Genomic DNA, 19921 nt, shown 5'->3' with positions numbered 1-19921 from the left:
AATAAAAAGAATAGAACCCGCTGGGGGCGCCGGTACGGCTGAGATAGCGAATGCTTGTCCCTTTTCACCTGATCCAGGTTATGCTGGCGTAGGGAAGTGCAGATGATTACAGACGAAATCTCTTAATCGATCCAACCCGCTTCCCTGGAAGCGGGTTTTTTATTACAGGAGGATATATTTAATGACTTTACCTATTGGTTTAACTGTTGCAGGAACTGATCCGACAGGCGGAGCGGGAATATTTGCGGATCTTAAAGCAATGCACTCGCGGGGTGTTTACGGTATGGCTGCGGTGACTTCACTGACTGCGCAGAATACACTCGGTGTCCAGGGCGTTTACAATGTGCCGGCGGATTTTATCGACAAAGAACTGAACAGCATATTTTCGGACGAAGTGCCGCATGCAATGAAGACTGGAATGGTGGCAGAGGCGGATATGATGACTGTGATTGCCGAATATATCCGGAAGTATAACATTCCGTACGTCATGGATCCGGTAATGATAGCAACGAGCGGAGACCGTCTGATGACGGACACATCGATGGCGACACTGATTGATACGCTGCTCCCGCTGTCACACATAGTAACACCGAATCTTCATGAAGCAGAAGCGATTGCGAATATGACTATCCGGACAGAAGAAGATATTCACCGGGCTCTGAAAATATTTGTTGATGAAATGGGCGCAGCCAGCGTGATTATTAAGGGCGGCCACCTGTCGGGTGATGCAACTGATTATTTATATGACGGGAAAAAAATTTCAACTTTAACAAGAGCGCGTATTGATACGGATCAGACGCACGGTACGGGCTGCACTTTCTCGGCAGTTTTAACAGCCGAGCTTGCAAAAGGCCGTACGGTCGAAGAAGCGTTCAGAACAGGTAAAGCATATATTACCAGTGCAATACAAAATTCTCCCGGTATCGGTAAAGGCAGCGGACCGGTGAATCATTTCAGCTATCAAGGAGACTGATTCAGATGATAGAAGAGTTAAGAAAAAACACACCGCTTGTAGTATGTATTACGAACGACGTCGTGAAGCCTTTTACTGCGAACAGTCTCTTGGCACTCGGAGCATCTCCGATTATGAGCGGTGAAAAAAGCGAAGCACCAGATATTTTAAAGCATGCGGGAGCACTGCTTTTAAATATTGGCACGTGCACGGAAGAAAAAGTGCCGCTGTATGAAGAAATGGCACGCTGTGCTAACGAGTGTAATATTCCAATCGTGCTGGATCCGGTCGGTTACGGCGCATCAGCGTTTCGCAGAAATCTGACAGATAAACTGCTCAGTGAATACAACATTGCACTTGTGAAAGGGAATGCCGGGGAAATACATGCTCTAAGCGGTAAAGAAGCGGTGTCTAAAGGCGTTGACTCAATCATAGAAGGAAATACACTGGATATCGCAAAAGCGGCCCACAGCATGTTAAACGCCCCTGTGCTCGTTACCGGTGAAATAGATGCGTATGTAAACGAAAAACAGACAGTCATAATGCACAACGGGCATAAGTATCAGGAAGTGATTACAGGATCAGGCTGTGTGCTCGGCGCGATAACAGCAGCGTTTTTAGCGGTGGAAGAAAGTACGGAAAGTATCGTTGCTTCCGTCAGCCTGTATAACATAGCAGCTGAAAAAGCGGCAGGAGCCGCCGGCGGCCCGGGAACTTTTGCCGCTCTCCTGATCGATGAAATTTATAACTTTAAAACAGCAGATTTCAGTGTGAAAAGAGTGGATTATTATGAATAAAGACATATTGAGACTGTATCTGATTGCCTCTTCATCCAGTTTTAAAAATCCGCTGAAGGATCTGGAAACTGCTTTTAAAGCAGGGGTAACATGTTTTCAGCTCCGGGAAAAAGGGGCGGATATTAAGACGGGCCAAGAACTTTTAGACTTTGCTCTGGACGTGAAGGCGCTGTGCAGCCGGTATAATACAGCGTTCATTATTAATGATGATGTGCTCTTAGCAGAAGCAGCTGAGGCAGACGGTATTCATATCGGTCAGGATGATATGAATCCGGATATGCTGCCGGAGTACTTTAACGATAAAATTATCGGTCTGTCCGTCGGCAATTTAACAGAACTTAAATCAAGCAGCCTGTCCCGGATAGCGTATCTCGGTATCGGTCCGGTGTTCAGCACTTTATCGAAAGAAGATGCGGGTGAAGCAATCGGCACAGAAGGGTTACGGAAGTTAGTAAACCATACGAAATTACCGACGGCAGCAATAGGCGGGATCACTGAAGAAAACTATAAAAGGTGCCTCGACAGCGGGGTGGACGGAATCTGTGTCATTTCAGCAATAACAGGAGCGGATAATATTGAACAAACCGTGACAGCTTTGTTGCAGTAACTTTGTGAAATATTGACCGTATGCTATGAAATTGGTTTTTATACACCTTTATTTATGGTACAATCTTTTTTATGTGAGATATTACTTAGAGGTGAAGAAATGATTAAAAAGTGGCTATTACCAGCGTCTATGGTACTGGTACTATTCCTTGCCGGGTGTGACTATTCACAGCCTGAGAATAGAGACGGCTTCTTCTATAACACTCTCGTCCAGCCGATGGATACATTACTGCACTGGCTTGGAGATAATCTGGACAATAACTACGGTCTGGCTATTATCGTCATTACGCTGATTGTGAGACTGGCAATTTTCCCATTCATGATGCGTACATATAAGAATCAGATGATGATGAGAGAAAAAATGAAGATTGTCAAACCAGAAATGGAAGCAATTCAGCAGCGCGTTAAAGTTGCGACTACACAAGAAGAAAAAATGGCGGCTCAGCAGGAAATGATGGGGCTTTACAAAAAGCACGATATCAATCCGCTGAATATGGGCTGTCTGCCGATATTTATTCAAATGCCGGTTGTCATGGCTTTATACTTTGCATTAAAATTCCCTTCAGAGGGCGGACTCAATGCCCATCCGGATTTCCTGTGGATGGACTTAACACAGACAGATTACTTCATGGTTGCAATTGCAGGTATTGTATACGCAGTTCAAGCTTGGGTATCAACGCGCTATGTGGCAGAAGAACAGCGTAAGCAAATGCAGCTGTTCATGTATATTTCTCCAATAATGATTATTTGGATTTCAGCAATTTCACCATCAGCTCTCCCATTATACTGGGCAGTCGGCGGTATCTTCCTGATCTTCCAGACTTGGGCAGGTAACACATTCTACCGCAAGAAAGTTAACGAAGAAATGGCACCGATTATTGCTGCGCATGAACGCGAACAGGCTGAAAAAGAAGCGCGCGTTAAAAATGCTAAAGTTAAACCTAAGAAAAAACGTAAAAAATAAATCATCGATAAAGTATGAGAGCGGAACCCGGAAGAAGGTTCTGCTCTTTTTTGTTTTAAGCAGGAAGGATGATAAACATTTACCAAGAAAAACGTAACTTCAAAAGCCGTACGTTAGACTTCTAGGGGAATAGCATCTGCGTGAGACTACAGGCTCACGCGATGCCCCAGAAAAGCTAACGTACGGCTTATTTATGCTGTAAATATTTATATCTCAACCCGAATCACATAAGTATTACAGAATCGGAGATATTAAATTTGCGAGGCCTTCTTTCATCTTAATCCACAGGCCGCGTTTCTCATACTTTTCAGCGGTGAGTATCTCACAGTGTTTAATATCTTCTTCAAATATTTTACGGTGTTTTACCGCTTCTTCATCATCGTACATAAACGCGTTAACTTCAAAGTTTAATATAAAGCTGCGGTTATCGACGTTGGTCGTTCCAACAGAGACCACTTCGTCATCGATAATAAACACCTTCTGGTGCAGAAAGCCCGGCTGGTACATATAAACTTCCGCGCCCATTTTCATGAGCGATGCAACATTTGAATATGTAGCCCAGTAAACGAAGGGATGGTCCGGAAAGCTTGGAATCATTATTTTGACTTTGACCCCTGATAAAATCGCAATGCGTATCGCTTCCATTATTGACTGGTCGGGAATGAAGTAAGGTGACTGAATATGAATCGTATGCTGTGCTCTGTAAATCATTTTCAGGTATCCGTACTTTATCTGCTGGTAATCCTCGTCGGGTCCGCTTGAAGCTATTTGCATTGTCGTCTCGCCGACAGAATCTATTTCAGGGAAGTAATGATCTTCATGTTTCATATTATTGCGTGTATCGTGCGAGTTCCAGTCAAGCATAAAGCGAAGCTGCAGAGATTTCACAGCATTTCCTTCTATGCGGAGGTGGGTGTCCCGCCATGCTCCCATTTTTGGATCGCGTCCGAGGTATTCGTCACCGACGTTGGCACCGCCGATATATCCGATTTTACCGTCAATCACAACAATTTTCCGGTGATTGCGGTTGTTGATGCGGGGGTTAATCAGCGGCAATTTGCTCGGGAAAAATGCCTCGACTAAACCGCCGGCATCCCGTATATCGCTGAAGTTTCTAAGCGATAAAGACCGAGAGCCGATGTCATCGTATAAAATCCGGACAGAAACGCCTTCTTTTTGCTTCTTTAAGAGCGCTCTGTAAAGCTCTTTGCCGATATTATCCAGTTTAAAAATATAATACTGGAAATGGATATGATCTTCCGCGTTTTCTATATCTTTCAGCATCTGCGCGAATTTATTATTCATATCGGTAAAAGTAGTGACATCGTTATTGCTCGTCACAAATGACTGATTGTTGTAAAGGAGCATATGAATCTGCTTTTTATGTTTTTCTGCAACAGCATTTGAAAAGGTTAAACGGTTATGTTTAATTTCCTCCAGCTGCTCACTGACGAGATGTTCGAGCCCCACTTTATCATCTTCGTCCAATTTGAAAAGATCCTGGCGGTAGATGGTGCGCCCGAAGAGCATGTAAAGTATGAAACCTACAATCGGAAGAAAGAATAGTACTAAAATCCATGCCCAGACACTTTGGGCGCTGCGGCGTTCGAGAAAAACAAGCCCGCCGGCTAAGAGGAAGTTGATTATAAACAGGATGACAGTAACAATTGTAATTACCGTCGCATCTGTGATGTAAATATCCAAAAACGGTATTTGCACGAATGTCCACCTTCTTTAGAAAAAAGTTAATAAGTCTGTAATAATTAATATCTGAAAAGTATAGATAATTATAGCATAAACAAGTACAATTAAGTTAGCTATAAAAAGGGAGTGTCAATATGCGCAAAAACGACAAAAGCAAAGTCAAAGAAGTCGTCCAGCTGCTGCATGAACTCGGTGTTAAAGTGACGGTTTCCAAGTCAAGATTTGAAATTATGAATCGCATAGCAAATAAAGATCAGCTCAGACTGAAAGAAAATAATATTTAAAATAAAAACTGCTGAGAGGGTGTTCCCTCTCAGCAGTTTTTATATATTTTTAGCACTTTTACTGAGGTGATGGAAATACATGCTGAGCATAATGCCGACAGCGAGCATATTTGACCACAGACCGCTCCCGCCGTAACTGATAAAGGGAAGCGGCAGTCCGGTAATCGGCAGCAGCTGAATCGTCATGCCGATATTCTGAATAATATGGAAGACGAGCAGTGCAAGGTAGCCGATAATGAAATAGGATGCAAAACTGTCAGTTGCCATGAAGGCCATGCGGATTAAATGCATCACCAGCATAAACAGGACAATGATAACAATGGTCGAGCCGATAAAGCCGAACTCTTCCCCGATGATAGTAAAGATAAAATCGGTGTGGTTCTCAGGAATGTAAATAATACCATCGGCATAGCCTTTGCCTGTAATCCCGCCTGAACCGATTGCGATAAGCGAGTTCGTCAGTTGAAATCCGCTGTCGGACTGGAATGCTTCCGGCGAGAGCCAGGAATAGATACGCTCAAACTGATACGGATGTATGCCCAAATAGCGTTCCAGTAAATCCGGCCGGTACAGGATACCGAGTATAAGCGCCAGGCCGGTTGCTCCGGCCACAGAAAGTGTCGGTATAATCAGCCACCAGCTGATGCCTGAGACCACTACAAGTCCGAGGAAGATGGCAATCATTACGAGTACCGTACCAAGGTCGTTCTGCAGCAGGATAAAGAGCATCGGCAGAATGGAAATTAAAATCAGCTTAAGAAGCAGTCTCAAATCCATGGATAAGGTATTCGTTAACTTATACTTGTTATGTTGGCTGATTACATAAGCCATTGTTAAGATATATATGATTTTTACGAACTCCGACGGCTGGATGCTGAAAAAACCAAATTGATACCAGCTCTTAGCCCCGTTAATAATCGGAGTTACCGATGATACGGGTGCAATATACAAAATGACCAGACTTAAAACGCCGAGGATATATAAAATCCATGTATAGCTTTTGATGAGTTTAAACGGTATCAGCATTAAACCGAAGGCAAGCAGGAAACCCAAACCGTAAAATGCAATCTGCCGGGTGCTGAAATCAGTACCGTACTGGCCGCTGGTCATAGCCGAGCTGATTGAAATTACACTGATAGAAGCAAGCAGCAGGATTAAAATAACAAGAATCCAGTCGATGCGTGCAAAAAAGTTTGAATTTTGTCGTGTATATTTATTATTACTCAAGAAAGTCACCTAATTCATATAGAAATCATGACATTTAGTATACAACTATTTTATAATTATAAACAGTAAATACAAAAAATTAGGATGAAAAACTATGATAGAAGCTACGATAGAACAAATAGCAATATTTTGCGGGGGAGTTATGAACGACCGTGCAGAAGCAGTGAAAAACACCTTGATTAAAGGCGTGTCAATTGACACAAGGACTCTGGAAAGAGGCAACGTTTTTGTGCCGTTCAAAGGGGAGCATGCCGACGGGCATAAGTTTATTGAGACAGCTTTTTCAAAAGGCGCAGGTGTTACGCTCAGCGAACATGATGCTGACAATATGGACTATCCGGCTATTCACGTGACTGACGGCCTTAGTGCCCTGCAGAATCTTGCACAGGAATACTTGAAGACAGTAAAGCCGGCAGTTATCGCAGTAACAGGTTCAAATGGCAAGACGACGACGAAAGATATGCTCGAATGTGTCCTCAGCATAAAATACAAGGTGCAGAAAACGCCGGGCAACTTCAATAATGAAATCGGCATGCCTCTGACTATTTTACAATTGGATAAAGATACCGAAATATCTATTCTCGAAATGGGTATGGATAAAATGGGGGATATAAATTTTCTAAGCAGAATGGCAGAGCCGGATATTGCTGTAATTACAAGCGTTGGAGAATCTCATATCGAAATGCTGGGGTCAAGAGAAAATATCGCCAAAGCAAAATACGAAATTGTTGATTATTTAAAAGATAACGGAACATTTATCTATTCCAGAGATTATCCGCTTCTCGATGAAATTGTTAAGAAAGACACGGCATATGACATTCAGACTGCGGGACTTCTTGAGGCGAATCAGTACACGATTGGCAGTGTGACAGAAGATGAACAAGGCACGCATTTTATTTTTAAAGATGTGCAGTTTGATATTCCTCAGCTTGGTATTCACAACGCTTTGAACGCCTCACTTGCTGTACTTGCTGGAGAAAAACTTGGAGTATCACTGAAAGAAGCTCAGGGAAATCTTTCCGGACTTAGAGTGACAAGCATGAGAATGGAGCGCATTATGCACGAGAGCGGCACCTTAATAGTCAACGATGCTTACAATGCTTCAAAAGCGAGTATGATCAGCGCTGTCGATACGGTCGGCCGTATGGCTCATAAGACAAAAATTCTTGTCCTGGCCGATATTCTGGAACTTGGGGATTACAAACAGGAGCTGCATGAAGATGTTGCCTACTTTATTAATGAAGGAAAGTATCAGTTTACGAAAATTTACACGTTCGGTGATGGCGCCGGATATATCCATGACGCCTTAACATCGGAAGATAAAGAACATATCTCATCGATTGATGAACTGCGTGACAAAGTACAGGCGCATTTTAATGAAGATACAGTGATTCTGCTGAAAGGATCACGCGGTATGGCAGTGGAAAGGGTGATTGACGATATCTAAAATCGGAGTACTGTTTTTGCACGGCTATACAGGCGGACGCTTCGAGCTCGAGCCCACCTTTCGGTATTTAAAAAAACGCTACGACTTTGAATATGAATTTCCCCAGTATCCCGGTCATGGAACCACGCTGAATTTATCTTACGTAACGGGGGATGACTGGTACCGGGAAGCGGAGGAAGCATATTTAAACTTAGCTGCCCGTGCCGATAAAATATTCGTCATCGGATTTTCAATGGGCGGGGTGTTTGCGAGTTTTATTGCACAGAAGTACCAGGTCGACAAGCTGGTGCTGATTGCTCCGGCCTTCGACCACACTAAGCTGAGCCGGCTGAACAGACTTAAGCTGTCTCCTGTAGAAGTAAGGGACCATATTGAACTGAATCTGGCAGCAAAGGTCAGACCCAGACTGAAAAATATTCCCCTCAGGGCAATGCAGGAATTTATTAAAATTGTCGAGGCGAAAATCGGCGATTTAAAAAACATCCGGTGTGAAACATTGCTTATTCACGGAAAAATTGATTTGCTGGTGCCGTATCAGACGAGCATTGAAGCTAAAGAAAAAATCCTGCATTCAAAACTTGTACTTATGGAACACACACCCCATTTGATTATGTATACAGAAGATAAGCTGCTGAAGCTGAATATACTGACTGAAAGATTTTTATTTCTTGACGTCCAGTTAAAACATCTTGTGGATTAAAGTGTTAAGTGTTACTATAGAGAAGTTGTACATGCGAGAAATGAAATAGTCAAAGGAGACTAAAGTTTGAAGATTTTTAAAGAATTAGGTATTAGTGACGATACAATTCAGTCGCTAACTGATATGGGGTTCACAGAACCTACCCCAATCCAAGTGGAAAGTATTCCCTTAGCATTAGAGAGAAAAGATATCATTGGTCAGGCTCAGACTGGTACTGGTAAAACTGGTGCATTTGGTATCCCTATTATAGAAAATACAACTAAAGGTGCAGGAACCCAAGTTGTTATATTAACGCCGACAAGAGAATTAGCAGTTCAGGTCAGCGAACAAATTAAAGCATTTTCTAAGAGAAAGAAATTAGCTACTGCAGTTATTTTCGGCGGCATGAGCATAGACCGTCAGATTAAAGACCTTAAAAGACAACCCGAAATCATTGTGGGTACACCAGGCCGTATGATCGACCACATCAACCGCCGCACACTTAAATTGCAAGATGTTCACACACTTGTATTAGACGAAGCGGACGAAATGATGAACATGGGCTTCATCGATGACGTTAAGTTCATCATGAGCAAAGTGCCTGAAGACAACCGCCACACACTTCTATTTTCAGCTACAATGCCTCGGGCAATCCAGGATTTAGTAACGCGTTTCATGGACAAACCTCACATCGTTAAAACGATGAACCAAAACAATTCCGATCCGCTAATCGATGAATTCTATACAATTGTAAAAGAGCTGGAAAAACTTTCTGTTTTCACATCATTCCTTGATGTTCACCAGCCTGAACTTGCAATCGTATTCGGCCGTACAAAACGCCGTGTAGACGAATTGACAAGTGCATTGATTGCAAAAGGTTACCGTGCGGAAGGTTTACATGGAGATATTACTCAATCTAAACGTCTTGAAGTACTGAAGAAATTCAAGAACAATTCATTAGATATTTTAGTAGCTACCGACGTAGCTGCAAGGGGCTTAGATATTTCGGGTGTATCACATGTGTACAACTTCGATATTCCGCAGGATACTGAGTCGTATACACACCGTATTGGACGTACCGGCCGTGCCGGTAAAGAAGGAATGGCGTTAACATTCGTCAATCCTGTAGAGATGGACTTCCTGCGTCAGATAGAAAAAGACAAGAAGAAACCAATTCACACACTTCGTCCACCAAGTAAAAAAGAAGTAGAAAAAGCTCGTGAAAACGAAGTCTTTGAAAAAATCGGTGCATGGTTAGCTGATAACAAAAATCAGCATACTTTCGAAGTAGCTGATGGGTTAATGAAAACTCATGAGCCGCGCGAAGTCATTGCAGCGTTAGTAAACGAACTTCTGTACGCCAAAGAAGATGACAACATTCAACTGTCATTTGAAAAACCACTTTCTCGCAAGGGTCACGGCGGACGCAGAGGTAAACCGAACTATAATAAAGGCGGCCAGAGAAGCGGCGGCAACAGACGCGGACGCGACAACGGCAGACCGGGAAGAAACAGCGGCGGCAGACGCCAGGGCGGAAAACCGTCATCAGGCGGACGCACAAGCAAGCAAGGCCGTGTATTTAAAGATCATCAGAAATAATAATGATTCTTACAAAGCATTCACTTTTCAGTGAATGCTTTTTTATGTTTTCCGAGTGTTGTATTATAGAGATAAACTAACAGTTGGAAGGGTTGCTTATGATAGAGTTAAACGCGCGTGTCAGACCGTACATGACAGTCAAAGCATTATTAATATGGGTAACCAGTATACTTATATTTACTATAGCCGGCATTGCAGTATATTTTTTTTCCTGGCCGGTATGGCTGTATTATATTTTTATCGGCCTGCTCCTATTAGAGCTGGCGGGATTTGTTATCTTACGGCCCTGGATATACACGAAAGTGACATCTTACGAGCTTTTCGAAGACAGAATTGTTGTAAGACAGGGCTTCTTTACAGTGAAAACCCAGATGATTCCGATTAAAAGAGCGCAGGGTGTCGAATTTAAAACAGGTCCATTGTCGAGAAAATATGATTTAGCTGCGGTCCGTATTAAAACTGCAGGTATCGGAATCGATATGCCGCCGCTTCAAATTGATGAAGCACGCGGTCTGAAATCGGATATTATTGACATCGTAAAGGAGGAAAGTACAGATGTATAATCCTCAGAAACTTCATCCTGTTGCATATGCAGGAAGTGTCGTTAAAGGAATTAAGACGATGTTTTTCCCGGCAATTATAATTTTCTTTAATATGAGGGAAGAACTGTTTTCGGGCTCGGTTACTCCGTGGATGCTGTTCAGCGGTATTGGAATACTCTTCCTGATTTTTGCAGTATTCACCGGTTTCGATATGATCAATATTTACAGAACGAGATTCTGGCTTGAAAATAATAAGTTTGTTTTTAAAAACGGGATATTTACACGAAATGAAAAGGAATTGGATATTAAACGCATCCAGTCCATCGATTTTAATGAACCATTTTTCCATCGTATTTTCGGCGCGGTTCAGCTCGATATTTTAACGCCCGGAGACGGTATTAAAATCGATACGATTAAAAAATCGCAAGGTAAAGATATTCAGAAAGTGATTTACGAAACACAGGAAGATATTGAAAGTGAAGAAATTGCAGTAAATCCGGGAGATTCAAGTCCATGGCCGAGAGAAGCTGCTCTTGAATCCGGGACAAAAGCAGCAGGACGTGAATTCGTTACACTGAAGAAAATGAATTTCAAAGAACTTATTCTAATGGCGATGACGAGCGGGGGGCTCGGAGTTTTTGCCGCGATATTTTTCGGTGTTCTGAATGTAGTCGGCGGCGAAATTTTGATTGAAAATTATTTTGAGTACTTCAGCGGACTCGTCAGAAGTCTGGTGTTCGGCATCGTTGTCGCCTCTCTTATCTTTGTAATTATCGGCTACGTTATCGGTACTGTAATAATTATGGTGCGTAATTACGATTATACATTAAAGCAGAGCGGGGATGATTTGACAGTCGAATACGGTTTGTTCTCTAAAAAGAATAAGAGTGTCAATATAAACAGAGTGCAGAACGTCATTATTTCCGACAGTATTCTTCGGCGCTTAATCGGCTATTATGCGCTGTCGGTATCGATTACGAGCGACTCTCTTGAATCCGACCAGATCGACGGGAAAGTTCAGCTGCTGCCGTTTATTAAGAAGAAAGAACTGTACAGCATTATCGGAGACATTTTCCCGAATTATCACATGGAACTTCCAAAGCGTATTGTGCCGTTTCGTGCAATACGCCGTTATTTCCAGATTACACTGCTGATTTTCATTATCGGCACCGGAATACTCGCTTATTTCTTCCACGGTGAAACATTTATGACATACGTATATATCGGAGTCGCGGTGATTCTGCTGCTTCTGATTGCAAGCGGTATATACAGCGCGAGAAATGTCGGCTATGCCATTTATAAGGACGAGATTAATATGATGACGGCTTCCTTCTTTACGCGTCGCCACTATGCAATTAAGCGGGATAAAATTATCGACACGACTTACCACCGCAATCCATTTTTACACCGCGCGGATTTAGGACATATCGAGGTATCAACCCCCGGCGGCATTGCGAGCTCGTCGGCAGAAATTAAATTTATTGAAAAACGCGATATAGAAACAATTTGGAATTTTATAGAGAGGGGGCATGACGATGAAACGAATATCGCCGAAAGCGATCAAACTGTGGAGGATAAGGGAATATATTAATGCAGGCGTCTGGCTGATCATCGCAGCTGCAATCGGCATCGCCCAAATATTCTTTGATTGGCTTCCGTGGTGGGTGTTTTTAATCCCTGCTGCCGCAGCGATTTATATAGTCATCGTTCATGCATGGATTATCCCAAAACTCCGCTATAAGTATTTCAGGTATAAAGTGCTTGAGGATGAAATACGGATTCACAGCGGTATCTGGTTTAAGTCTGAAAAAGCGGTGCCGCTGTACAGGGTTCAGAATATAGATACGACCGTCGGACCGATTATGAAGCGGATGAACTTAAAAGGCATCTCGCTGCAGACTTCGGCTGAGAAATTATATATACCTGAATTGGAAACAGATAAGGCGGACCGGCTGCGTCACGATATCCGGAATCTGATTAATAAAAACATGAGCAAACAGCAGAATGAGGGAATGTTATGATTACAGGGCTCGGGACGGATATTATAGAAATTTCACGTATTAATAAAGTAAACAAAGATGACCGTCTGGCAAAGCGGATTCTGACAGCGGATGAACTTCATCATTATAGAAATATGACCAGTGAAGCTCGTAAAATCACTTATCTGGCAGGGCGTTTTGCAGTTAAAGAAGCATACAGCAAAGCGCTCGGCACGGGCATCGGCGGAGCAGTGAGCTTTACTGATATTAACTGCGTGAACGACAAGAACGGCAAACCGTCGCTTACTAATGCTCCAAATGCCCATGTTTCGATATCTCATTCAAGAGATTATGCTGTCGCAACGGTTATTATTGAGGAGGCTTAAGTAATGAGCGATAAATATTACAGGAATACAGTACTCGATGTAAATCTTGCTGCCGTAGAAAAAAACTACAGAGCAATTCAGGGGATTAATCCTGAGAAGACACTCATCGCGGTTGTTAAGGCGAATGCATACGGCCTCGGCGCAAAAGAAATCAGTGAACATCTTGCCAAGGCGGGAGTTTCATTTTTTGCAGTCGCAACATTGGACGAAGCAATCGATCTCCGTATGCACGGCATTAAACAGAAAATATTAGTACTCGGCACAATCAGCCCCGAACATATTAATAAAGCAGTTCAGCACCGCATCGCCGTTACGGCTCCGAATCTTCAGTGGGTGCAAAAAGCGAAGGATGAAGTCAGTGATAAGTACGACAAAGCAGTCTGGATTCATATTAAAGTAAATACGGGAATGAATCGCTACGGCACATCAGACGTTTCTGAAATTATGGAAATGATTACTGAGATAAATTCATTTGACCGTTTTATTTATGAAGGAATTTTCAGCCATTTTACTTCGAGCGATGAAGATAATGACATCACCTCAGTTGAATTTAATCTGTTTAAAGAGATTGTCAGTCAAGTGGAACGTCCGGAATATGTTCATATCTCAAACTCCGGCGGTGCCCTGACTTTAAAAGAAGAGTTTACAACTGCAGTCCGGACGGGTATTGCGCTCTACGGCTATTACCCAAGCAGATACACGGCCTCAGCGACTCCGGTTATGCTCACTCCATCGGTTAAATTATCAACTGAAATTGCAGCTGTTCATCACTTGGAACCTGAAGAAAGTGTCAGCTACGGCCGAAAATATACAGCTGAAACAAGTGAAACTGTCGCGACTTTGCCGATTGGCTACGCAGATGGGTTATTAAGGCGGCATAGTGGGTATAATGTAAAACTAGAAGATGGTACTGAATGTGAAATCATAGGGACCATCTGCATGGATGCACTGATGATCAGAGTTCCGGAGTATACCGATGCCGGACAAAACGTTATTATAATCGAGGATTCTACGAGGTCTGAGCAGTCTATGGAAAGTTACAGTGATTACACGGGAACTATTTCATATGAATCGCTCTGTGCTTTCGGGCGCCGTATTCCCCGTCGTTATGCAGGTAAAGATATTGAGTTAATCTATAACGAAGTAATTAATTAAATGGACAGCCCGACAGCCGATTTATAGCAACGGGCTGTCTCAAATGTTATGATTAAATTAATAACTGATTTTTATGGGGTTGACTGTTTTGTCTAATTCATCTGCAAATAGCGAGTTCGAAAAAGCATTGGTAAATGGCTACATTGAAATGGCGGAGATTAATTTATTAATCGCACGGGAAAGCTTTTATGCTGAAAGTGAAGCTTACCGTATCGGCATTACTGTCACGGAACGGGAATGTGCTGCATGTAACGATAGTAAAGATGGTGAATAGATGAAAAGAGGAGAAGTTTATCTGGCCGATCTTTCACCTGTGCAGGGTTCAGAACAAGGGGGGAAACGCCCTGTTGTTATTATCCAAAATAATGTAGGTAACCGTCACAGTCCGACTGTGATAGTTGCAGCCATTACTGGGAAAATAAATAAAGCGAAGATACCTACACATGTTGAAATATCAAAAGAAGCTTACAAACTGGATATGGACTCGGTAATACTGCTTGAGCAAATTCGAACGGTCGATAAGACCAGATTACAGGAAAAACTTACATATCTGGATGAGGACAAAATGCGCGAAGTTAATGACGCACTGAAAGTCAGTCTGGAATTAGAACCGAAAAAGAAAAGAAAAAAGAATAAGGCAAACAGAAAATAGACTTTTGTTTACAAAAGTCTATTTTAAAGATGGAGGTGTGTTTAATATGACATATATTGATGATTTGGTAGAAGAATACAAAGGCATAATTAATGATTATATAAAATCGGGAAACGAAGATCAGCTTGCGGCGAAAGCTCATGATTTCAGTGAAAAAGCAATCGACTTGGATATTTCACCGGATGAGATGGTTGCTCTTCATATTGAACTGATCAGTGCAATCCCGCTGAAGAGTTATGAAGACATAAAAGCTTCCCTCAACGTGCTGCAGGAAATAATGATCCGCTTTGGTTTTACATATAAGGATTACAAAGCAATGCTCAATAAGATGGAGCGTCACGATCAAGAAATGGATGTCGCTTCAAGCCTTCAGGAAACCATGTTAAAAACTGAGATTCCGGCTATTGAAAACGTTGAGATTGGCGCAATCAGTGTGCCTGCCCGCAAAGTGAGCGGTGACTATTTTAACATTATCGAACACAGTGACGGCAAACTGACTTTCGCGGTTGCTGATGTTATCGGCAAAGGTATCCCTGCTGCTATCGCCATGTCGATGCTGAAGTTCGGGATGGACTTGACGTCGGCATCCAATCCGCCGTCAAAATCTTTAAAACGGTTAAATGAACTCGTGGAAAAAAACGTCAACAAAAATATGTTTGTAACGATGTTTTACGGCTTGTACGATTTTAAAGATCAGTCTTTATGCTTCTCAAGCGCAGGGCACGAACCTGTTTATCTTTACCACTATGAAGATGACGAATTTGAGGAACTGGACGGCAAAGGACTTGTACTCGGGGTCATGAAAGATACTGAATATGAAGAAGTATCTTCCAGACTTGAAGAGAATGACATGCTGTTCATCTATACCGACGGAGTATCCGAACTTAGAAAACACGACGGTACATTTATTAATATGGATGACATTAAAGAGATGATCAGGGAAGCACGCGACCAGCACCCTCAGGATATTGTTCAGTATATATACGAGGCGCTGACACGCATGCGCAACCAGAATTACAAAGATGACTTAACAATGTTTATAATAAAAAATAAATGTTCCGGCTAAAAAGTTTTAAAATGAAGAATACAGGGTAGACAGACTGAGGTATAAAATATAGGGATAACGTGATTGGAGTGCATACATAATTATGAATATAAAAATAGACGCTACGGAAAACGGCGGGGAATATTTAGTCAGTGTGAGCGGTGAACTTGATGTTTATACTGCACCTGAATTAAAACAGGTTTTCGAGCCTGTGGCTGCGGCAGGGGAACATGACTTAATTGTTGATTTAAGCGAACTTGATTACATGGATTCCACAGGACTCGGTATTTTTGTCGGCACGCTTAAAGATCTTAATAAGCATGATAAGGAACTCCATGTACTTGGAGTAAACGATAGAATCTTAAAACTTTTTGAAATTACAGGATTACGCGATTTAATGTATGTTAATAAGAAGTCGGAGGTCGACTGAAGAATGATGCCACAATATGATTTTATAGAAATGAAGTTTCCGTCAAGTGCAGAATATGTAGGACTTATCCGTTTAACACTTTCAGGTGTTTTATCGAGAGCGGGAGCGACATATGATGATATAGAGGATTCTAAAATTGCAGTATCGGAAGCTGTAACAAATGCAGTTAAACATGCTTATAAAGATAGTGAACAGGGTGAAATTTCTGTAGGTTTCGCAATATACAGTGATAAAGTCGAGATTATTGTAGCGGATAACGGACAAAGCTTTGATTATGAAAAAATTAAAGAAGAGCTCGGACCGTACAATGAAGATGACAATATTGATTATCTCAGAGAAGGAGGGCTTGGCCTCTTCCTTATTGAAACATTGATGGACAAAGTTTCCTTCAGAAAAGAACCTGGTGTGACGATAAGTATGACGAAGTATATTAACGAAAGTCAGGTGCACCCGAATGGAGAAACGATCTCGCAATAAGAATTACGGACTGCCGCCTGAAGAAGTTAACGAGCTGATTAAGAGATATCAGGAAAGTGAAGATGATATAGCACAAAGCGAGCTAGTAGAAAATTATACAAAGCTTGTGGAATCACTCGCTTACCGTTACTCCCGCGGCCAGTCGCATCACGAAGATTTGGTCCAGGTTGGAATGCTTGGTCTTTTAGGGGCTATCAGACGCTTTGATACATCTTTTGAACGCAGGTTTGAAGTTTTTTTAGTGCCGACAGTAGTCGGAGAGATTAAACGCTATCTGCGTGATAAAACGTGGAGTGTTCACGTGCCGAGACGCATTAAGGAACTCGGTCCGAGAATAAAAAATACGACAGATGCTCTGACGAATGAACTCGAAAGATCGCCGACAATTCAAGAACTCGCAATGAAGCTTGAAGTGACGGAAGAAGAAGTACTGGAAGCTATGGAAATGGGACAGAGTTATAATGCGCTCAGCGTGGATCATTCAATCGAAGCAGATAAAGATGGTTCGACAGTAACCTTACTCGATGTTATGGGACAGCAGGATGATAATTATGATCTGGCTGAAAAGCGTATGATTTTAGAAAAAGTACTGCCTATCTTAAGTGACAGAGAACAGGAAATTATAAAATCAACATTTATCGAAGGTCTCAGTCAAAAAGAAACCGGTGAAAAAATCGGTTTAAGCCAGATGCATGTGTCCAGACTGCAGCGTTCTGCGATTAAGAAACTGAGAGAAGCAGTGAAGGAAGCTGAATAAATTTATAAATGAGCCCGGTCTATTATAGATTGGGTTCTTATTATTAGGAGAGTACATAGTTATGACACATGAATTAGTAAAAGAAATATCGAATGAAATGAAAATCAATAAAGATTATGTCAAAAAAGTACTGGAGCTGCTCGGAGAGAAAAATACTGTACCGTTTATTGCACGCTATCGTAAAGAACAGACGGGCGGGCTTGATGAAGTTGCAATTAAAGAAATTGAAACTAAATACCTGTACCTTGAAAATCTGAATAAACGTAAAGAGGAAGTTATTCGCCTGATTGATGAGCAGGGTATGCTGACAGATGAATTGCAGAGCGAAATTTTAAAGCAGACGAAACAGAGCCGGGTCGAGGATTTATACCGTCCGTTTAAGCAGAAAAAGAAAACCCGGGCGACTGAAGCAAAACGTCTCGGACTTGAACCGCTGGCGAATCTTATTTTAGCAGGTAAACACCGTGATATAGAAAGTGCGGCCGGAGAGTTTTTAACTGACGAAGTGACTTCTGTGGAAACGGCAGTAAAAGGCGCGAAAGATATTATCGCTGAGATTATATCGGATAATCCGCAATACCGTCTGTACATATTGAAAATTATTAAAGATACATCGAAAATCGTTTCCTCTGTTAAAAAGAATGCTGAGGACGAACAGGGTATTTTTGAAATGTATTATGATTATGCAGAAAGAGTTAAAAATATCGTTCCTCACAGGGTGCTTGCTTTAAACCGCGGCGAGGCATTAAAAGTTTTATCAGTTAAATTAACGCATGATACCGAAAGAATAACGAATTATTTAAAGAAACAGGTTATAGAAGAACATGCCAAAACAAAAGAGCTGCTGACAGAAGCTGTTGAAGATAGTCTGAAACGTTTGATTTTACCTTCGCTTGAAAGGGAAGTGCGTGCTGATTTAGCAGAAAACAGTGAAAAGCATGCTGTCGTTGTTTTTGAAGAAAACTTAAAGAGACTGCTGCTGCAGCCGCCATTAAAAGGCAGAGTTATTCTCGGGCTGGATCCTGCCTACCGTACAGGATGCAAACTTGCTGTAATCAACGACACGGGATCGTATCTAGCGAAAGATGTTATTTATCCTCATAAGCCGGTGAATAAAAAGGAAGCCGCTAAAACAGTTATCTTAAAATTAATAAAGAAATACGGTGTATCATTAATTGCGATAGGCAACGGCACTGCATCAAGAGAATCTGAAGAGTTTATCGGTGCGCTGATTAAAGAAGAAAATCTGGATATTCCTTATATTATCGTCAATGAAGCGGGCGCGAGTGTTTACTCGGCCTCTGAGGTCGCGCGAGAAGAGTTTCCGGATTTTAATGTTGAGGAAAGAAGTGCCGTATCTATCGCGCGGCGTGTACATGATCCGCTCAGTGAATTGGTTAAAATCGATCCGAAATCCATAGGGGTCGGGCAGTATCAGCACGATATCAATCAGAAGTTTTTAACTGAGTCATTAAATTTCGTCGTAGAAACTGCAGTAAACCAGGTTGGCGTTAACTTAAATACGGCATCGCCGACACTGCTGCAGCATGTAGCAGGATTGTCTCCGGTTATCAGTAAAAACATCGTGGCGTTCAGAGAAGAAAATGACGGTTTCAAAAAGAGAAGCGAACTGAAGAAAGTTGCACGCTTAGGCGATAAAACATATGAGCAGTGTGTCGGGTTCTTAAGAATATTTAATGGAAAAGAACCGCTAGATATGACACCGATCCACCCAGAGCAGTATAAAAATACGTATAAGCTTATTGAAACAATCGGTTTAACTATAGATAATCTCGGAGAAAACAGCATGAGTGAAAAACTCGATGCATTAAATATTAAAGAGACTGCTGAAATGCTGAATATTGGTGTGCCTACCTTGGAAGATATTATTTCGAGTTTGAAAGCGCCGATGAGAGATATTCGGGATAAATACGATACACCATTATTGAAATCTGATGTACTCGGCATCGAAGATTTAAAAGCAGGTATGACACTGTCAGGAACCGTCAGAAATGTCACGGATTTTGGCGCCTTTGTGGATGTCGGAGTGAAGCAGGACGGACTGGTTCATGTGTCGCAAATTTCAAACCGGTTTGTAAAGCATCCGCTTGAAGTGGTCAATACCGGAGACATTGTAGAAGTTAAAGTGATGGATGTTGATGTACAGAAGAATAGAATATCGCTGACTATGAAAAATGTATAAAAGAAAAACGGAAACGACTGAGTCGTTTCCGTTTTT

At 41.9% G+C, this 19921-nt stretch carries 22 protein-coding genes and 1 riboswitch; of the genes, 20 read left to right on the top strand and 2 right to left on the bottom strand.

What is annotated here, in order from left to right; genetic code table 11:
- Positions 1-12 precede the first annotated feature (12 nt).
- Positions 13-112, top strand: a riboswitch (TPP riboswitch).
- Between the two features lie 69 nt (positions 113-181).
- From thiD to yidC, 4 genes are all read left to right on the top strand, one after another.
- On the top strand, positions 182-973 hold the full coding sequence (gene thiD / locus MHH58_RS10360) for a bifunctional hydroxymethylpyrimidine kinase/phosphomethylpyrimidine kinase (protein WP_341345840.1): 792 nt from the start codon (positions 182-184) through the stop codon (positions 971-973).
- 5 nt (positions 974-978) lie between these two features.
- Positions 979-1749: a hydroxyethylthiazole kinase gene (gene thiM, locus MHH58_RS10355; protein ID WP_341345839.1), complete on the top strand. Its 771-nt coding sequence runs from the start codon at positions 979-981 to the stop codon at positions 1747-1749.
- Positions 1742-2356, top strand: coding sequence for a thiamine phosphate synthase (gene thiE, locus MHH58_RS10350; RefSeq protein ID WP_135099361.1), 615 nt, complete (start codon positions 1742-1744; stop codon positions 2354-2356). The genes thiM and thiE overlap by 8 nt, the downstream gene beginning before the upstream one ends.
- Positions 2357-2455: 99 nt before the next feature.
- Complete coding sequence (gene yidC / locus MHH58_RS10345; RefSeq protein WP_135099359.1) at positions 2456-3319, top strand: membrane protein insertase YidC; 864 nt, start codon at positions 2456-2458, stop codon at positions 3317-3319.
- Between the two features lie 234 nt (positions 3320-3553).
- Here yidC and cls read toward each other — a convergent pair whose 3' ends face one another.
- Positions 3554-5038 (bottom strand): cardiolipin synthase, encoded by a 1485-nt coding sequence (gene cls / locus MHH58_RS10340; protein WP_341345838.1) that lies wholly within the window; start codon positions 5036-5038, stop codon positions 3554-3556.
- A gap of 119 nt (positions 5039-5157) precedes the next feature.
- Between cls and MHH58_RS10335 the strand changes: the two genes are divergently transcribed.
- Positions 5158-5307 carry an Lmo0850 family protein gene (locus MHH58_RS10335; protein WP_167753414.1) on the top strand — a complete coding sequence of 50 codons (150 nt, stop codon included), beginning with the start codon at positions 5158-5160 and terminating at the stop codon, positions 5305-5307.
- Between the two features lie 39 nt (positions 5308-5346).
- Here the strand turns inward: MHH58_RS10335 and MHH58_RS10330 are convergent, their stop codons facing one another.
- Positions 5347-6534 carry an FtsW/RodA/SpoVE family cell cycle protein gene (locus MHH58_RS10330; RefSeq protein WP_341345837.1) on the bottom strand — a complete coding sequence of 396 codons (1188 nt, stop codon included), beginning with the start codon at positions 6532-6534 and terminating at the stop codon, positions 5347-5349.
- A 94-nt stretch (positions 6535-6628) separates the two neighbouring features.
- Here MHH58_RS10330 and MHH58_RS10325 point away from each other — a divergent pair, with 94 nt between their 5' ends.
- From MHH58_RS10325 to MHH58_RS10255, 15 genes are all read left to right on the top strand, one after another.
- Entirely contained in the window at positions 6629-7981 is a 1353-nt protein-coding gene (locus tag MHH58_RS10325; RefSeq protein ID WP_341345836.1) for a UDP-N-acetylmuramoyl-tripeptide--D-alanyl-D-alanine ligase, read from the top strand.
- Positions 7968-8681 carry an alpha/beta hydrolase gene (locus tag MHH58_RS10320; RefSeq protein ID WP_228063502.1) on the top strand — a complete coding sequence of 238 codons (714 nt, stop codon included), beginning with the start codon at positions 7968-7970 and terminating at the stop codon, positions 8679-8681. The genes MHH58_RS10325 and MHH58_RS10320 overlap by 14 nt, the downstream gene beginning before the upstream one ends.
- Before the next feature lie 66 nt (positions 8682-8747).
- Entirely contained in the window at positions 8748-10259 is a 1512-nt protein-coding gene (locus MHH58_RS10315; protein WP_115885082.1) for a DEAD/DEAH box helicase, read from the top strand.
- 98 nt (positions 10260-10357) lie between these two features.
- Positions 10358-10822, top strand: a complete 465-nt coding sequence (locus MHH58_RS10310) for a PH domain-containing protein (RefSeq protein ID WP_135099351.1) — start codon at positions 10358-10360, stop codon at positions 10820-10822.
- Entirely contained in the window at positions 10815-12392 is a 1578-nt protein-coding gene (locus MHH58_RS10305; RefSeq protein ID WP_341345835.1) for a PH domain-containing protein, read from the top strand. The genes MHH58_RS10310 and MHH58_RS10305 overlap by 8 nt, the downstream gene beginning before the upstream one ends.
- A complete protein-coding gene (locus tag MHH58_RS10300; RefSeq protein WP_341345834.1) occupies positions 12337-12822 on the top strand; it encodes a PH domain-containing protein in 486 nt (161 codons plus the stop codon). The genes MHH58_RS10305 and MHH58_RS10300 overlap by 56 nt, the downstream gene beginning before the upstream one ends.
- A complete protein-coding gene (acpS, locus tag MHH58_RS10295) occupies positions 12819-13166 on the top strand; it encodes a holo-ACP synthase (protein WP_135099345.1) in 348 nt (115 codons plus the stop codon). Before MHH58_RS10300 ends, acpS begins: the two co-directional genes overlap by 4 nt.
- Before the next feature lie 3 nt (positions 13167-13169).
- Positions 13170-14321 (top strand): alanine racemase, encoded by a 1152-nt coding sequence (alr, locus tag MHH58_RS10290; RefSeq protein ID WP_135099343.1) that lies wholly within the window; start codon positions 13170-13172, stop codon positions 14319-14321.
- An 88-nt stretch (positions 14322-14409) separates the two neighbouring features.
- Positions 14410-14595 carry a hypothetical protein gene (locus MHH58_RS10285; protein WP_115885076.1) on the top strand — a complete coding sequence of 62 codons (186 nt, stop codon included), beginning with the start codon at positions 14410-14412 and terminating at the stop codon, positions 14593-14595.
- Positions 14596-14973, top strand: coding sequence for a type II toxin-antitoxin system PemK/MazF family toxin (locus tag MHH58_RS10280; RefSeq protein WP_115885075.1), 378 nt, complete (start codon positions 14596-14598; stop codon positions 14971-14973). It abuts the gene before it with no gap.
- 46 nt (positions 14974-15019) lie between these two features.
- Positions 15020-16039, top strand: a complete 1020-nt coding sequence (locus MHH58_RS10275) for a SpoIIE family protein phosphatase (protein WP_135099341.1) — start codon at positions 15020-15022, stop codon at positions 16037-16039.
- A gap of 82 nt (positions 16040-16121) precedes the next feature.
- Positions 16122-16448 (top strand): STAS domain-containing protein, encoded by a 327-nt coding sequence (locus MHH58_RS10270; protein ID WP_115885073.1) that lies wholly within the window; start codon positions 16122-16124, stop codon positions 16446-16448.
- Positions 16449-16451: 3 nt separating this feature from the next.
- Complete coding sequence (gene rsbW / locus MHH58_RS10265; protein WP_135099339.1) at positions 16452-16925, top strand: anti-sigma B factor RsbW; 474 nt, start codon at positions 16452-16454, stop codon at positions 16923-16925.
- Positions 16903-17682, top strand: a complete 780-nt coding sequence (sigB, locus tag MHH58_RS10260; protein WP_135099336.1) for an RNA polymerase sigma factor SigB — start codon at positions 16903-16905, stop codon at positions 17680-17682. The genes rsbW and sigB overlap by 23 nt, the downstream gene beginning before the upstream one ends.
- Positions 17683-17743: 61 nt before the next feature.
- Positions 17744-19885, top strand: coding sequence for a Tex family protein (locus MHH58_RS10255; protein ID WP_341345833.1), 2142 nt, complete (start codon positions 17744-17746; stop codon positions 19883-19885).
- The last annotated feature ends 36 nt before the right edge of the window (positions 19886-19921 follow it).

It is taken from the genome of Jeotgalicoccus sp. FSL K6-3177 (assembly GCF_038050175.1).
GTDB lineage: Bacteria > Bacillota > Bacilli > Staphylococcales > Salinicoccaceae > Jeotgalicoccus > Jeotgalicoccus nanhaiensis.
This window is presented reverse-complemented; position numbering and strand designations above follow the sequence as displayed.

What these genes read in the sequence shown, in the direction of transcription:
- thiD (WP_341345840.1), top strand. Translation starts at nt 182, where the DNA reads ATGACTTTACCTATTGGTTTAACTGTTGCAGGAACTGATCCGACAGGC.
- thiM (WP_341345839.1), top strand. Translation starts at nt 979, where the DNA reads ATGATAGAAGAGTTAAGAAAAAACACACCGCTTGTAGTATGTATTACG.
- thiE (WP_135099361.1), top strand. Translation starts at nt 1,742, where the DNA reads ATGAATAAAGACATATTGAGACTGTATCTGATTGCCTCTTCATCCAGT.
- yidC (WP_135099359.1), top strand. Translation starts at nt 2,456, where the DNA reads ATGATTAAAAAGTGGCTATTACCAGCGTCTATGGTACTGGTACTATTC.
- MHH58_RS10335 (WP_167753414.1), top strand. Translation starts at nt 5,158, where the DNA reads ATGCGCAAAAACGACAAAAGCAAAGTCAAAGAAGTCGTCCAGCTGCTG.
- MHH58_RS10325 (WP_341345836.1), top strand. Translation starts at nt 6,629, where the DNA reads ATGATAGAAGCTACGATAGAACAAATAGCAATATTTTGCGGGGGAGTT.
- MHH58_RS10310 (WP_135099351.1), top strand. Translation starts at nt 10,358, where the DNA reads ATGATAGAGTTAAACGCGCGTGTCAGACCGTACATGACAGTCAAAGCA.
- MHH58_RS10305 (WP_341345835.1), top strand. Translation starts at nt 10,815, where the DNA reads ATGTATAATCCTCAGAAACTTCATCCTGTTGCATATGCAGGAAGTGTC.
- MHH58_RS10300 (WP_341345834.1), top strand. Translation starts at nt 12,337, where the DNA reads ATGAAACGAATATCGCCGAAAGCGATCAAACTGTGGAGGATAAGGGAA.
- acpS (WP_135099345.1), top strand. Translation starts at nt 12,819, where the DNA reads ATGATTACAGGGCTCGGGACGGATATTATAGAAATTTCACGTATTAAT.
- alr (WP_135099343.1), top strand. Translation starts at nt 13,170, where the DNA reads ATGAGCGATAAATATTACAGGAATACAGTACTCGATGTAAATCTTGCT.
- MHH58_RS10280 (WP_115885075.1), top strand. Translation starts at nt 14,596, where the DNA reads ATGAAAAGAGGAGAAGTTTATCTGGCCGATCTTTCACCTGTGCAGGGT.
- MHH58_RS10275 (WP_135099341.1), top strand. Translation starts at nt 15,020, where the DNA reads ATGACATATATTGATGATTTGGTAGAAGAATACAAAGGCATAATTAAT.
- MHH58_RS10270 (WP_115885073.1), top strand. Translation starts at nt 16,122, where the DNA reads ATGAATATAAAAATAGACGCTACGGAAAACGGCGGGGAATATTTAGTC.
- rsbW (WP_135099339.1), top strand. Translation starts at nt 16,452, where the DNA reads ATGATGCCACAATATGATTTTATAGAAATGAAGTTTCCGTCAAGTGCA.
- sigB (WP_135099336.1), top strand. Translation starts at nt 16,903, where the DNA reads ATGGAGAAACGATCTCGCAATAAGAATTACGGACTGCCGCCTGAAGAA.
- MHH58_RS10255 (WP_341345833.1), top strand. Translation starts at nt 17,744, where the DNA reads ATGACACATGAATTAGTAAAAGAAATATCGAATGAAATGAAAATCAAT.